Source organism: Sphingopyxis sp. GW821-FHT10B01, assembly GCF_059415685.1.
Window position 1 is genome coordinate 218013 of the sequence record NZ_JBWKNS010000008.1, and the last position, 16479, is coordinate 234491.

7 protein-coding genes and 1 pseudogene are annotated in these 16479 nt (G+C 60.7%); all 8 read left to right on the forward strand.

Annotated elements, in window-relative coordinates; all coding sequences use genetic code 11:
- Positions 1–81 precede the first annotated feature (81 nt).
- The 8 genes and pseudogenes from AC07NV_RS21740 to AC07NV_RS21775 all read left to right on the forward strand — a co-directional run bounded on the left by AC07NV_RS21740 (position 82) and on the right by AC07NV_RS21775 (position 16195).
- A complete protein-coding gene (locus AC07NV_RS21740; RefSeq protein ID WP_495168473.1) occupies positions 82–1062 on the forward strand; it encodes an NAD(P)H-dependent flavin oxidoreductase in 981 nt (326 codons plus the stop codon).
- A gap of 114 nt (positions 1063–1176) precedes the next feature.
- Entirely contained in the window at positions 1177–2268 is a 1092-nt protein-coding gene (locus tag AC07NV_RS21745; protein ID WP_495168474.1) for a flavin reductase, read from the forward strand.
- A gap of 256 nt (positions 2269–2524) precedes the next feature.
- Positions 2525–2596, forward strand: a pseudogene (locus AC07NV_RS21750) (zinc-ribbon domain-containing protein); the annotation flags it as partial.
- A 126-nt stretch (positions 2597–2722) separates the two neighbouring features.
- Entirely contained in the window at positions 2723–3661 is a 939-nt protein-coding gene (locus tag AC07NV_RS21755) for an SH3 domain-containing protein (RefSeq protein WP_495168515.1), read from the forward strand.
- Positions 3662–3699: 38 nt separating this feature from the next.
- Positions 3700–4149 carry a hypothetical protein gene (locus tag AC07NV_RS21760; RefSeq protein ID WP_495168475.1) on the forward strand — a complete coding sequence of 150 codons (450 nt, stop codon included), beginning with the start codon at positions 3700–3702 and terminating at the stop codon, positions 4147–4149.
- A 251-nt stretch (positions 4150–4400) separates the two neighbouring features.
- On the forward strand, positions 4401–5576 hold the full coding sequence (locus AC07NV_RS21765) for a winged helix-turn-helix domain-containing protein (RefSeq protein WP_495168476.1): 1176 nt from the start codon (positions 4401–4403) through the stop codon (positions 5574–5576).
- A 261-nt stretch (positions 5577–5837) separates the two neighbouring features.
- Positions 5838–15776, forward strand: a complete 9939-nt coding sequence (locus AC07NV_RS21770; RefSeq protein ID WP_495168477.1) for a LysM peptidoglycan-binding domain-containing protein — start codon at positions 5838–5840, stop codon at positions 15774–15776.
- Positions 15777–15781: 5 nt separating this feature from the next.
- A complete protein-coding gene (locus AC07NV_RS21775; RefSeq protein ID WP_495168478.1) occupies positions 15782–16195 on the forward strand; it encodes a hypothetical protein in 414 nt (137 codons plus the stop codon).
- Positions 16196–16479 lie beyond the last annotated feature (284 nt).

Genomic DNA, 16479 nt, shown 5'->3' on the forward strand with positions numbered 1-16479 from the left:
GACGTTGACGTAAGCGTCAAGTTATTTCATGGACGGGAGCGAAGATGCCGTAAGGGCAGGACCGCTGAGAAGGGATAGAGGATGGCTTTCAAGACACGCATCACCGAAATGCTGGAAATCGAACATCCGATCGTACAGGGCGGGATGCAGAGCGTCGGCTATGCCGAGCTTGCGGCCGCGGTATCGAACGCAGGCGGCCTCGGGATCCTGACGGCGCTCACCCAGCCGTCGCCCGCCGCGCTGAGCGCCGAGATCGAGCGCTGCCGTGCGATGACCGACAAGCCCTTCGGCGTGAACATGACCGTCTTCCCGACGATCAACGCGCCCGATTATAAGGCCTATGCGCAGGCGATCATCGACGGCGGCGTGAAGATCGTCGAGACCGCGGGCACGCAGGCGGTGCGCGAGATCTGGGAGATGCTGAAGCCGCATGGCGTCACGATCCTCCACAAATGCACCGCGGTGCGCCACGCGCTGTCGGCCGAGCGCGCGGGCTGCGATATCATCTCGATCGACGGCTTCGAATGTGCGGGCCATCCGGGCGAGGACGATATTCCGGGCCTGATCCTGATTCCAGCCGCCGCCGACAAGGTGAAGATCCCGATGCTCGCGAGCGGCGGGTTTGGCGACGGCCGCGGGCTTGTCGCTGCGCTGACGCTTGGCGCGGAGGGCATCAACATGGGCACGCGCTTCTGCGCCACGGTCGAAGCGCCGATCCACCCCAATGTGAAGCAGGCCTATATCGACAATGACGAACGCGGCAGCTTCCTGATTTTCCGCAGCCTCAAGAATACGGCGCGCGTCGGCAAGAGCGCAGTGAGCGAAGAGGTGGTGCGCCGCCTCGCGGTGCCCGACGCCACCTTTGCCGATGTCGCAGAACTGGTGAATGGCAAGGCGGGCCGCGAACTGCTGGAGACCGGCGATCTGACCAAGGGCGTGTTCTGGGCCGGCATGGTGCAGGGGCTGATCCACGACATCCCGACCTGCAAAGAGCTCATCGACCGGATCATCGGCGATGCAGACGCGATCGTCGATCAGCGGCTCGCGTCGATGCGCGCCTAATTCGCCCGCTACGCTGGCGCGGCGCGCCGGCTTTCGATATGGTCCGATTCATCGCAATCTGGTCACATCGAATGCCGCCGGCGCCCGCGCCTGCCGGCGCGGCAAGGGGGATTTTTGAGCCTCATCGAATATAAGGGTTTCGGCGGCGTGCCGCTGTCGGCCGACATGCTGGGCGACGAAAATGACCCCGCCATACTCCTGATTCCCGACATCGGGCAGGGCCGCACCGCCTGGCGCGACGTCGCCGACGCGCTCGTGCTGTCCGGGCGCCGGGTCGTGAACCTCGATCTGCGCGAGGCAGGCGAGGACAACGACCTGACTTCGCATATCGAGGATTTGCGGCTCGTACTGGCGCAAATGGGGTCGCGCCCCGTCGTCGTTGCGGCACGCGGCAGCGGCTGGATCGCAACGCGCGCACTGGCGCCCGACGGCGCCCATCTGGCCGCAGGTCTCGTTCTTGTCGACATGCCCGTCGACGACGACGCCATCGCAAGCGGGATTGCTGCCCGATTGGCCCTTCCGACGCTCGTCGTACGCGGCGGCTTTTCGCCGGCGCAGTGCAGCGCGGTCAGCGACGCATTCAATGCCGCGCTACCGATCGGCGAAAGTGCCGACATCGAAGAATGTGATCTCGCGCTCGCGTCGGACCGGATGGAGGCCCTGCTTGGCCAGTTGCTCGAATTCCTCGAACGCCGCCAGCCGCGCGAAGCCATGGAGTTCAAGGCCGGATCGGACCCGCGCACGCTGCGCGATGCGATGGGCTGTTTTGCGACGGGCATCACGATTGTCACCGCGCTCGATGGCGCCGGAACGCCCGTCGGCCTGACCGCCAACAGCTTCACATCGGTCTCGCTCGATCCACCGCTTCTGCTGGTATGCATTGCGAACACGGCGGGAACCGCGCCGGTGCTGCGCGACGCAGCGCATTTCGGCGTGAATGTGCTGCAGATCGGGCAGCAGCCGACGTCGAACCGGTTCGCGGCAAAGGTCGAGGATCGTTTTGCCAACCAGCCATGGGCGCCGGGCCAGACGGGCGTACCGCTGCTAGGCAGTTCGCTGGTGTCGTTCGAGTGCCAACGCGAATCACTGCACGAGGCGGGCGACCATTTCATCCTCGTTGGCCGCGTGGTGCGCGCGCAGTTCGAACCGCACCGCGATCCGTTGCTGTATTTCCGTGGAAAGTACCGGCGACTGCATTTTGCGTGATTGGCGAGCGGGCAGGTTTTACAAGTCGCCGCCCAAAAAGCCGGGACGAAACTTTCTTCGGAAGCCAGGTAAAATCATACCGAAGGCGTAAGCCGGGGGTGCGAGAATCTATTTTCGTCGTCGATCCCCCGCACCCTATCATCCTAATTTCGTTGATCTTTGACGCAATGTGCTTTTCATCACATGGGATGCGTCGGGCCGTTGCTAAACAGCCGGCACGACATAAGTTTTCGACCAATCGAGGGATATAGAAGAGATGGCCAATTTCTGCTCCGAATGCGGATCAACGCTTTCGCAAGATGCACGCTTCTGCGGCGCATGCGGAACGCCGATCCAGGGCAAGGCGAAAGATGTGGTGGTCACGGCCGGGGATAGCGCGCCGGTGGTTCCGGCGGCCCACGATGGCCAGGCTCAGGATGACAGAGGCCCCGCGCCGGCTTCGAGCAAGGCTCCGATGCTCCTCGCCGGTGCCGCGCTTCTGGCCGTAGCGATCGGCGGTGGGGCCTGGCTCGGGCTGTCCAGTACGGGCACCACGGATGACGTTGGTCAGGAAGCCGCGTCGGGGCCGCAAGAAGCTTCGACCGAGCGCCTTTCTTTCTTTGCCGTCGCGGAAGCCAATCTTCGCGACGCGCCGACCCTCGATGGTTCGAAGGTGGTCGGGTCGCTGAAGCGGGGCGAGAAAGCGACCGGCACGCTTGTCCTCGACAACCGGGGCAAGCAATGGCTGAAGATCGATGGCGCCGGGCGCTTCGTCAGCCTCGCCAATCTTTCAAAATCCCAGCCGCCAGCGCTGGCGAGCCTGGACGGCAGCGACCGCATTACAACGGGGGCATGCCCGGTCCTGGAAACTGCGGCAGCAGAGGCGGCCGTGAAGGTCACATTGAAACCCGGTGCGGCGGTCCGGCTGATAGGCGCAACTGCGGATGGCTTTACCGAGTTCGCGCTGCCCGGAGGCGGTGTCGGTTATGTCGGTCCGTCGGATGCCTGCGCGACCGACCCATCGTCTGCCAAGGGCGCCGTCGCCAACTCGCTGATCCAGTTCGATGTTCGTACCTGTGAACTTGGTCCCGAACTCCAGCCTTATTTCGACAAGGCCCGCGAGCGCCGATTGGCACAAGGAAATGAAGAGGATGGCGAGGAATACAGCTTTCCGGTGGACAAGCGGTTTCGCGGTCTTCGCGTCACATCGGTGATCGTCGGCTATGAGTGGACCGGGGTCGGTTTCGGCGACTCGGCGAGCAAGGTTCAGACGGCCTTCCGGCAAATGGGGTTCAAGATCGACAAGAACGGCGACTTTACCGTGCCTGACGATGTTCCCGTCGTCACGTCGCTTCGCGCGACCGACCCCAGCGCTCGATCGCGGGGTCAGAGCGAGTTGATCTGCGGGGTCTGACCATTGCGCAGCCCAACTGAAGAAAGGATGTTCCAGTCATGGCAGTATCTCGTAATTCTCCAAGGGCCTTCCTGTGTGCTTCCTTCGCGATCGCACTCGCCCTGATCCCGCAGGTTTCCTTTGCGCAAAACTGCAACGTCGACATGGCGGCCGTCGAGAAAAGCATCGGACGCCTCGAACCATCCTATGGCGACGTCCGGTCGGATGTCGGGTGCGGCACGCCCGTAAACGCGGCCCGCCGGCTGATGTGCGATTCCTCCGCGAAGGCCCCGGGACCGCTGTCGCGCATGGCGCGCCTCGACGATCTCGCCTGGGTCTACGCCTATGAAAATGCCACCAAGCAGGAGGTCGATCGGGGCAATCCCCCGCGCGACGCAGGTTTCATCGCCAAGCGCGATGCCTGCACCGATGCGGCGTGCCTGTGCCGCGTCCTGATCGATCACACCAATGCCAGTCTAGGCGGCGAATCGCCATATTCGCGGCATTAGGGACACGCCGGCATCCTCCGACGGTGCGCTCGATCTTCCCGCGCGCACCAGCCCGGCAGTCCCTGCATAAGCGGCCGCTTCGGCTAACATCAATCCGGCGACACACAGCCCTGCGACCAGATCGTCTCTACGCATCCGGTCAATGTCGCGGCGCAAAGGGGCCAACGCCAATCGTGATGCGCCCGCTGACCCGTCTGGCAGTCATAGCCCGCGGATTGCAGCCGCCGCGTTGCTAATGGTTGATTTGTTCCTTGTTTGTTTCTATCGGAATCAACGGTATGGCAGTAAGAATAGCAAGGATCAGTCAGGCAGATGCCCGCCGTCTGTGGCTGCGGGCCCAGCGGCTCGATGAAGATGCGCCCTTTGGCACCGGATCCGCTGCGGTGGCGTCGGCAATACAGCATCTCGGCTATGTCCAGATCGATACGATCAACGTTATCGAACGGTGTCATCACCACATCCTGTGGTCGCGTATTCCCAAATATCGCCAGAGTGCGCTGGAGGCGGCGCAATCCGCCGAGAAGACCGCGTTCGAATATTGGGCGCATGCGCTCGCGTACATTCCGGCGAGCGACTACCGCTTCTTTATCCCGGCGATGAATGCCTGGCGCATCAGGCCGCATCCCTCCTTCGCAAAAGTCGACCCTGATGCTTATGCAGCGCTGCTTGCGCGGATTCGCGATGATGGTCCGCTCTCGCTCCGCGACATCGATGACCAGATACTGGAGGAAAAGCAGCATCCTTGGGCCAGCCGCAAGCCTTCGAAGCGGCTGCTGTCTCACGGGTTTTGGGTCGGCGACCTGACAATCAGCGCGCGGACAGGCATGCTCAAAACCTACGAACTGACCGAACGGCACTTCGGCTGGAACGAGAGGCCGGGAACGGCGACGCCGGATGAATTTGCCGCCTATTTGCTCGACAGGGGCTTACGTTCACAAGGCATCGTCAGTCTCGAGAGTGCGACCTATGGCGATGCTCCGGCCAAGGCCGATGTGGCGCGTTTGGTGGCTGACCGGGTCGCACATGGCGCGCTGGTTCCCGTCGAGATCGAGGGGCTAGGGCGCGTAAACCATTGGTCTGCGCCCGCGGCATTGGATAGCCTGCAGTCATTGGAGCGGGCCCGGCGGGTCCATATTCTGTCACCGTTCGATCCGCTGGTGATCCAGAGAAAGCGTCTGGCCGCTTTTTTCGACTATGAGCACAGGTTCGAGGCGTATGTCCCCGCAGCCAAGCGCGTCCTCGGATATTTCGCGCTCCCCGTGCTGGCGGACGACCGGATTGTCGCCGCACTCGACACCAAGATGGATCGCAGGACAGGCTCCTTGACCATCCAGAAGTGGAGCTGGATTGTACCGGAAACAAAGGGCTTGCGGAGCAGGATAGAGACTGCACTCAATAGATTTGAGCGGTTCCAGAAGGCGGTTTGACCGGCTCTTGACGGGCATGTCGTCCCCCTATTGCCCTCAACCCGCAAATTCGATCCCGCACGGCGTTCTCCATATGCCCGACACCTTGATTCCAGAGTGAAGTTGCGCAGTTTTCTGCGGCCTTCTGGTCCCCATCCCAATTTTCCCTAAACTTCCACGCCTTTCGCCGGATGGTCTTTCCAAGCAGGGCCTGTCGAATGTCGGCTTTCTTCAAGAGTCGTTCGAAATGGCCCACCCGCATTGTCCGGTCGGAGGGGCGCGATGGTTGGGATTTTCGTTGGTTCGGGGGCGGGCTTTGCGCGCGGGTCGGGTAATCTGCTTGGTGGCGCGGGTGTGCTGGGGTCCGCGGTTCTCGGGCGCGGGGGCGAAGGCGTTTCGATCAACGCCGCCAACGGCAATCTGCTCGTCACGCAACAGGACGAGTTCCTCGCGGGACGCGGGCTCGATATCGGCATCTCGCGCACGTACAACAGCCTTGCGCAGACCACCGACGGCGACAACAACGACCAGTGGCAGATGGGCACGGTTCGCCGCCTCGCGAACCTGACAGGAACGCTCAACACCGCTGGCAGCACGATCCAGCGGCTCGGCAGCGATGGCGCGCTGATCACCTACAGCTATGGCACGCGCGACGGGGTCGCGGCCTATTGGACGACCGAAGGCGACGGCGCACACGACAGGCTGGTCAAATCGGGGACGACGTGGATTTGGACCGACGGCGCGAGCCAGGTCACCGAAACCTATTCGGAATATCCTGCCGGGTCGGGCGCGTGGCGGATCACCGCGCAGACCGACACCGACAATTTCAGCCTGACCTTCAGCTATGTCGGCACCTCCGACCTGCTCGACAAGGTAACGACGGCGAACGGCGAATGGGTGCAATATAGCTGGTCGGGAACGCAGATCACCCAGATCGTTACCGGCTATACCGACCTTGCGACGTCGACCGCGAAGACGCTGACGCACACACGTTACGGGTATGACGCGTCCAATCGGCTGAACATGGTTCTCGTCGACCTGTCGCCCGGCGACAACAGCATTGCGGACAGCAAATATTACGCGACCTACTACACCTATCACGGCGCGTCGAAGCTGATCCAGACGATCACGCAATCGGATGGGTCGCGGGTTGACCTGACCTATGATGGCTCAGGAAGGATCGTTTCGCTTTCGCAGCTCGTCACGGGGACAGATGCGCGCCTGACCAGCCTGACCTATGGCGCGGGCTTCACCAGCGTCACAGGCCCCGACGGACAGGTGACGCGCCTTGATTATGATGCGGCGCAGCGCCTCACCAAGATCACCGCCCCGCTGGCCCACACCGGCGCCGCGGCGCAGATCGTCCAATATGCCTGGGATGCCGACGGCAACCTCTCAAGCGCGACCGACGCGGCGGGCAAGGTTTCGAGCTTTACCTATGACGCCGACGGCAATCTGCTGACCAGCACCGACCCCAATGGCAATGTGGTCACGCGCACCTATGGTGCGAAGAATGAGCTGCTGACCGAAACGCGCACCGGTTCCAACGCCGCCGGCGCGGCGGTCAGTCACACCACCCGCTATGTCTATGACGTCGAAAATCACCTGCGTTTCGCCATCAGCGCCGAAGGCAACGTCGTCCGGAACGACTATGACGGCTATGGGCAGCTCTATTGGCAGGTCGAATTTCCACAGTCGCGCTACGATCTGACCGGCCTTACGGCGGCGCAAACGCCGACCGAGGCGCAGATGATCGCCTGGACCGAAAGCGTTGCCGGGCCAAGCGCTGCGAACCGCAAAAGCGTCGCGATCCGATATTCGACGTTCGATGCGCGCGGGAATGTCGTTGGTCTTCGCCAATATGCGATCGCCGACGACTGGGCGCATGTGAACCCCAATGAGGGCTATCAGGTCGACGGTTTTACCTACGATCAGGCTGGTCGATTGCTGTCGCGAAACAGGTCGGGAGAGACCGCCGAAACCTTTGTCTATGACGGACTGGGGCGGCTGACCGCGTCGACCGACACGATGGGCGGGACGACAACCTTCGTCTTCAACGACGGCGCGATGACGACGACGGTCACCACCGCCGCGGGCTTTACGACGGTCAAGAGCTACAACCGGGGCGGCGACCTTGTCGGTGAGGCGAGCAGCGGCAATTTCGATATCGGGGGGTCGACCAGCTATCTCTACGACAAGAACGGTCGCGTGCGCGTCGCGACCGACGCAACCGGGTACAAGAGCTTTTTCCTGTACGACAAGGCGGGCCGCAAGGTCGCCGACATCAACGCTTATGGGCATGTGACCGAATATCGCTACGACGCGGCGAACCGGCTCATCGCGACAACCGCCTATTTCAATATTCTGAGCGCGGCGAACCTTGCGGCGCTCGAAAATCCGGACAACGGCCTGGAAATGGCGTCGATCAGACCCGCGGCGTACAGCGATATCTGGAGTTGGACCGTTTATGATGCTGCGGGACGGGTGGTCCAGTCGATCGATGGCGATGGCGGGGTCACGGCATTCGAATATGACGCGTCGAACCGCCTCGTCAAAACCACCGCCTATTTCAATAAGGTCGCCATCGCGGCACTGAAGACGACGCCGCCGCTAGTCGCCGTGGCGGTGACCGCGCACGCGAAGGACACGGTCAGCCGTAGCTTCTACGATCGCGACGGCCGCCTGATCGGCGCCCTCGATGGCGAAGGCTATCTGAGCGAGATCATTTACGACAAGGCGGGACAAAAGGTCGAAGAAGTGGCTTATGCCACCAAGACCAATTCCAGCTATTGGGTGTCGGGGACATTCGATCAGCTGCGCTCGACCGCAGCGCCGACCGCGACGACGAACCGGCGTACGCGCTATGTCGTCGATGCGCAGGGGCTGGTCCGCTACGCCGTCGATGTCGCGGGCAGGGTCACGGGTTACAGCTATAACGCCGCGGGCAAGCTGACGCAGACGCGTGTCTATACCGCGGCGATCAGCACGAGCGATTTCACCTATTTGAACGTCAAGTCGCTAGTCGTGGCGAATGCCGCCGACGACCGCGTATCGACGATCAACTATAATTCTCAGGGCCGTGTCGCCTCGACCGTCGATGCGGGCGGGTTGACGACCAGCTTCACGTACGACAACTCCGGCCGGATCATAAAGACAGTCGTGGGCAGCGGTGGGGCGGCGCGCACGACCCGCAACTATTACACGGCGTCGGGCGACCTGCGCTTCACGGTCGACGCCGAAGGCTTCGTGCGGCGTTTCGACTATGATGCCGAAGGGCGCAAGACGCGCGAAGTGCTTTGGGATGCTGCGATCAGCGTCACCGACGCGACAACGATCGGACAGGTGACGACGCTGACGGTGGGCACCTGGACCGATGCGCGCTTCGAATATGACGCGGTGGGGCGCGTCAGTTCGTCCTACGATGCGATGGGCGTCCGGACCCACTATACCTATTATGGCACGGGCCAGCTGGCCGGCACCTATCATGCCTATGGCACCAACGACCTCAGCCTGACCTATCGCGGTTATGATGGTGCGGGGCGGCTCGTGTCCGAATATTTCGGCTATGGCGAGGCCGAGCAGGCGGTGGTTGTCTATGCCTATGACGGACTAGGGAACCGGACCAGCGTCACCGACGCGCGGGGCAAGGTTACCAGCTACACCTATGACGAGGTCGGCCAGGTTTTGACCGCAACCGACGCGGCGGGCGGGGTTACGAGCTTTGCCTACAACGCCTTTGGCGAGGTCACGCAGACCACCGATGCCCGCGGCGCCGTCACGGCCAACATCTATGACAATCTGGGTCGGCTGACACGCACGACCGATGCCGCTTCGATCGCGACCGACTACAGCTACACGGCGTTCGGCGAAGTGGCGAGCGTGGTACGCGCGGGTGCAACGACCAGCTTCCAATATGACAAGCTGGGCCGGGTCACGCGTGCGACCGACGCGCTGGGTGGCTATGAAGCCTACACATATGACGCGCTTGGCAACCGGATCACGTCGCGTAACAAGCTCGGCGGCACGACGAGCTATGCCTATGACCGGCGTGGCCTGCTGACGTCCCAAATTGCGCCGGTCGCGTCTTACAACAACGCGGGAACGTTGGTTTCCTCGTCGGTGACGACGACCTACGCCTATGATGCGCGCGGAAATCGGACCCAGATGGTCGAGGCGGCGGGGCTCGCCGAGGCACGCACGTCGAGCTATATATACGACAAGGCGAACCGTTTGATCGAGACGGTCGGGCCGACTTTCTTCAACACCATGACGCCGCACAGCTACATCGGCTATGATGCGCGGGGCAATGTGACCAGCACGGTCGATGACGGCGGCGGGCGGACGGTCAACTATTATGACGATCTGAACCGCGTCGTCGCGAGCATCAGCTCGGTGGGCACTTATACCACCAAAAGCTATGACAAGAACGGCAACGTCACGACAATGCGCGTCTATGCGACGGCGATGTCGATCCCGTCCGACGGCGGATCGGAAGAAGAGGCCCCGGCCGTTCCCGCCGGTGGCTATCGCGAGACGAATTTTACATATGACAACGTCAATCGCCTGACGACCAGCAGTGTCGCCGGGGTGAACAGCTATATCACCAACGGCACCGCCTATGCGTTGCTCGCGACCACGCTGCACACCGTCTATGAATATGATGCGAGCGGCAATGTCGTCAAAACGATCGATACCAACGGCAACGCCAGCTACGCCTATTACGACCTGCTCGGGCGCAAGACGGCGCAGATCGACGGCGAAGGGTATCGCACCGATTGGACCTATAACGCGGACGGCAATGTCCTGAGCGAGCGGCGCTATTGGAACAAGGCGGCAGCGCCGAACACCGCCGCACCGCCAGCCGTCACCGCCGATGCCAATCGCGACCGCATCACCAATTTCACCTATGACCTCAATGGCAACCGGCTCAGCGAAGCGCGGACCGGGGTCGAGATTCACAATGGCGCGGGTGGCTACAACATCGTTACCGCGACGATCAGCTATCTTTACAATGGCGTCGGTCAGGTCACCCGCAAGACCGAGTCGACCGGGGATCAGGTGAATTACACCTATGACCTGAGCGGGCGCCTGACCACCGAAGTGCGGCAGGCGTTCGTCGACCAGAGCGGCGCGTCGGTTACGCCAACGGTCGACTATTATTATGACGGCGTCGGCAATCTGTCGCGGACGCGCCAGCGTGGGTCGGCGAACGCCGCCGAACGCGTGACGACATATGGCTATAGCGGCAGCAAATTGCATTGGATGAGCGATGCCGAAGTGCAGGATGGCGACGTCAAGAACGGCCTGACGACCTATTATCATTACGACCTCGCGGGTCGCCAGACCTATGCCTATTATTCGCGCTACGATTCAACGGGCGCCTACACCAAAACGGCTGCCGGTCTCGCAGCCTCCTATGAAGGCGTGCTCACCGCCTACGACGCCGCGGGACGTGTCACCCAGAAATGGCAGGCAAGCTACGACAGCACCAACGGCTGGACCGACAATGGCCCGCGCGCGGTAACCACCTATAATGCGTTCGGCGAGGTCGCGAGTATCGCGATCGGCGGCGTGACGCAGCAACAGAATCAGTATGACGGCGGCGGCCGCCTGATCGCGACGAACAGCGGCGATGGCGTGTGGAAGCATTTTGGTTACGACGGCAACGGCAACCAGACGATCGCCATCACCTCGGCGGGTGCAAATCTGTCGGGCAAGACCTTCGCGCAGGCGCTGGCGCTGATCGGCCAGAGCGACGTGGCTCCCACATTCACGATGTACGACAAGCGCAACATGGCGGTGACCGTCACCGAAACCGGCCGCCAACTCGCGATCGGTAGCGCCGCGCAGACGCTGTCGACCAATCGGACCTATACCGCGTTCGGCGAGGTCGCGAGCGAGACCAACGCGTTGAACGCGACGATCAATTACACCTACAACAATATGGGACGCCTGGTCAAAAGCGAGAGCCCGACGGTCAGCATCACGCTGGAGAACGGAACGACCGCGAACGTCCGTCCGACCGAGCAATATTATTATGACGCCAGCGGCCGTCTGGTTGCGACACGCGATGCGAACAACAATCTGACGCGCCTGACGCTGCTGGCGGGCAGCGGCTATGGCGGCAGCCAGGCTCTGGTCACCGCAGAAACGCATGCCGACGGCGGGGTGAAGCAGGTCAAATATGACATCCATGGCGATGCGCGCGAACTGGTCGGTGAACTCGGTCACCGCACCCTGCAGACCTTCGATGCCAAGGGGCGGATCACCGTTCGGCAGGAACTCCGCAACGCCGCGAACAGCACCGACGATTTCTACGACTATTATGTCTATGATGGTGTCGGCCAACAGCTGAAGCATTGGAACAATGCAATCCAGACGCCGATTTATGGCGAGCCCGTTTGGGTCGAGGATCCCTATTATGGCGGCCCTCCCTATTATTACCCAGAAATTCCCATCGAAGGGGGCGGCAACGGCCATTGGGAAACGCCGATCATCGGTTACACGCCCGATGTCGAGACGACCGATTACGACATCCAGGGCCGCGTGATCGCGCAGCGCGCGTTCGGCGGTGACATCACGCTGACATCCTATGTTTGGGAAGCCGGCATGGTGACGACGGGCCTCGGTGCTTTCGGCGGCTGGTCGCAAACGACGACGATGGCGAACAGCCTCTATTCGGTCGAAAAGACCGACCTGTTTGGACGCGCGACCTACAAACGCGACCTTGGCGGTCATATCACCGATTATGGCTATGATGTTGCCGGACGGCTCGCCACCAGTTCCCTGGGCGGACTGACGACCAGCTTCACATGGCTCAATAGCGGTTTCCTCGGGAAAATGGCGACCGGCAGCGCCAATGCCGGCAGCCAGACATCCAGCTGGACGCGCGACACCGCGACCTACAGCTACGATAAAATCGGCAACCGACTGACCGAGCAACTGGCGAAGGAGGCCGGCTATTACACGCCCGGTTACATGTATTATTACAACCCGTACGAACCCGAGTGGATGCCCGAAAGCTATTATGAGACATCTGAGCTCGTCAAAAATGCGACCGCCACCTATGACGCGCTCGGCCGGCTGAAGACCTGGGCCGAAGCGGGCACTGCCAAGAGCCCTGCAGCGTCGATTTCGAACGAATTTGATGCCGCGGGCAATGTCCGTCGGACGCTGTCGACCTACCGCGCGCTCGATGCCAATGGCGTCGCGGCCACCGTCGATTCCACCCGCGACTATTGGTTCCGTTACGACAGCATGAACCGCGTCGTGGTGAACCAGGGCGTGCTGGAAGGCGGCGTCATCAGCCGCGGAATGAATTCGGCCTATGGCCTGTATGGCGGTGGGCAGGATATTGCTTATAACGTCGCCGGGCAGCGCACCTCGGTCGCGATCACCAATAGCTATATCAATGGCTACACCGGCTATACCGCGAACGAAGTCCGCGAGCTCTATACCTATGACGACGCCGGCCGTCTGGTCGAAACGCGCGAGGCGACGGGAACCGCCGTCGTCGGCGATATCGGGGTCAATCCGGCGATCCCCGCCGCGACGGGCACCGGGGTCCGGCGCTCTTCCTACGCCTATGATCTGATGGGGCGGCAATATCTCCAGCAGGATTATGCCGCCAATGGCACGACAGTCGTGTTCAGCCGCAGCGCATCCTTTAATGAAAAGGGGCAGTTGACGAGCGACTATACGTCGAACCTCAAGACCGACAACAAGACCTATACGTCCAGCACGACCTATAATTACGGCTATGGCACCGGCTATATGCTCGGCGCGGTCGTGTCGCAGTCGAGCAGCAACGGGATGACCGGCCAGTCGACGACCTGGTCGAGCACGACCAACAGCTATATCTGGTACGATGGCGCGCTGCAGTCGTCGATCAGCTACAAGCCCAACACGTCGCAGTCGACCACCTACACCACCAGCTTCGGCTATAACGGCATGGGCCAGCTTACCTCGGCCTATATCGGCGATGGCAAGCCGCATTCGGTGACCTTCACCAACGACGAGCTCGGCCAGATCATCCGCCGCGATGAAACCGCGGTGACGGGCCAGACCGGCGCGCCACACGAAGTCTGGTACCGCTTCGCCGGCCGCCAGTTCGGCTACACCGGCAACAACGGCACGAACGACATGTCGATGGGGGCCTCGATCGCCGACCGGCAAGTCGTCTCCCCGACGAACCAGGGCACGTTCCGCAACAAACAGATGTATGGCGGATCCTACGCCGACTTCGCGCAGAATTACGACCCGATCAACAGCTTCAGCCAGGGCTCGGGCGGCGGCAGCTATTCCGTCCAGCGCGGCGACACGCTGCAGTCGATCGCGCAGAATGTCTGGGGCGACAGCTCGCTCTGGTACAAGATCGCCGAGGCGAACGGCCTCTCGGCCGCAAGCGGGCTGATCGAAGGGCAGCGGCTGACGCTGCCCACGGGGGTGATGCGGTCGGGCAATAGTGCCTCGACGCTGAACCCGTACGACCCGAGCGAGGCGATTGGCGACGTGTCGCCGACGACGGCGCCGAAACCGAAGGACGCGAAGAAGAAATGCGGGGTGTTCGGTGCGATTCTGTCCACCATTGTCGCCGTTGCTGCCAGCTATTTCCTTGGCCCTATCCTCGGCAATGTCGTCAGTCAGGGATTCAACAATCTGATAGGTGTTCAGAAGGGCTTCAGCTGGAAGTCTTTGGGACTCAGCGTTGTTTCGGCGGGTGTGACGGCGGGTTTGGATGGCGCGTTTAGCGGTATTCAAAGCGCATTCGTTCGCGGGGCTCTGCAAGGTGCCACGGCAAGTGCACTTACCCAAGGCGTTGCGGTCGCCACTGGATTGCAAAACAAGTTTAGCTGGGCGGGCGTGGCTGCGGCAGGCCTGGCGGGCGGGGTATCCAGTTGGGCGAGTAATGAACTCGGAGTGGGTACTTCGGGGGAACGATGGAACGATCAAACACATCGCTGGGAAAGTTTTGGATCGCAAAGCTTCTCCAATAGCCTGGTATCCGCCACGGCGGGCTCGATAGCCGATGCTGCCACACGGTCAGCTTTGAACGGCAATAGTTTTGGCGACGCATTGATCGCCGGCTTGCCAAATCTGATCGGTGGTGTTGCGGGCCGAGCGCTTGCGCGAGGGCTTGACGGCGACGGTGATGGGCGTATCGGCAGGGCAGGCGGACCGAGAGACCAAGACCCCGCGGCCGAAGCCGGAGCCAATCCCAGCGGAGAAAAGCGCAGCCCGCAGATACTGGACGTATTGCGCAGAATATCGAATTTTCCTAGCGAGTTGATTGGCGATGCGGTTCGCGCAACCGTGACCAATCCCATATTGTCGCTCGAAAGAAACATCAGGGCAGACCGGATTATTAGAGGGGAAGGCTTGGACCCTGACAATCGAACCTACCGTTCGATTGCGAAAGCCGGGTTGCGCAATGCCGACATGTATGGGTCCATAAAGGGAGCGCTGAGATTTGCCGCCCTGTTCGAAGAAGGGCATGTTGTTCCCGCTTCTTATCAGGACGTGCCTCGCTATGATCCGTTCAGCGGTAATTGGCGGGATTCCGGTGACATAGACACTCGGCACCCGCTTGAGAAATTGGGTGAGCTTCTTGAGCGTGGATGGGATTCATGGTCGCGGCAGCAGCGCAGAGAGGCAAATGAGGCGCTTCAGGCTAATGCTCGAGCCAACATCGAGAGTGTTTTGCGTGACTCTCGCACTTCTCCAGCGGCCCGCCGGGCTCTGGAACTGTTCTTGTCTCCGTCCAGGGATCGGGTTATTTCTTTTGGTCAAGATGATGCCCAGGAATTGTTCAATTTCAGGGGGGCATATTATTATGAACAGCACCAAGAATATGCGATGAACTATTTGCTAGGAAAGTATCAGACCGGATACTTGTCCAATGGGATGTCGGCGACTGGTCTGCGGCATCCCAACGGGGCATGGGACCCAGGGGATGGTGTATGGGGCATAACCGACGGCACGCAGCTTTCGGATGTGACGGGGACATTTACGCGTGGCTTAAATATTCACGTAGAGAATGATTGGGTGTATTTTGAAGCAGTGAATGTCATGTCTATGCAATCCTATGGCGCAGGCAACATTCTAGGGCGTTCAGGTTTGGTCGATTGGGTAGAAAATCCAAGCAGTGGTCCGATGTCTAACGTTACGATGCGTTACTATTGGGCGACGCCGATTCCTCAAAATCTAAGGCGAGGAAATTGAGCGGGATGAGAGTTGTTATCTTGGTATCAATCGCTTTGACAGGATGTAGCGACATGCGGGATGTAAGTCTTGTTGGGCGTTGGGTATCTTCAGATCTAAATTACTCCATAGATATCAGAGGTGAGGGGATATTTAAATTCTGCGAACGTGATAATTGTGTAGATGGAAATTATGAATCATATAATGAGGAAAGGGCATCATCCGTTAAGTTGATAGGATTGGGTAAAAGCGAAATTGGAAATTTGTTTTTACAAAGATATATACCTTTCGATAAATCTAATGATCTTGAGATGAATATAGATGAATCTATATACAATTTCCCATCGATATCGGATAAATGCAAAAGAAAACCATGTGTTGCAATTGGTGGAACTGGGGTTGGTGAGGAGGTCGTGGTCTTTAGTAAGGAGCGTGCTTAGGTGTTATGGTAACAGGCGCCCCCCCTAGATGATCGCCCATTCTCAAAAACCGCTGTCCTACAAAATCGCGCCGCGTTAGCCTTTCCGCATGCCGCGCCGTCTCTCCTATCATGCCCATCTTCACCCGCCCCTTCACCTTCAGGACAGGTTGCATCGGATGTTCGTCGCCTCCGCCGCGCCCGGAGCCCCCAAAGACATATTTCGGCGCCCCTTCCGCGGCTTTTTCGGCAACCGCCGTCTTCGCATTGGCCGATCCGCGCGGTGGACGATCTTCACGACGTTCG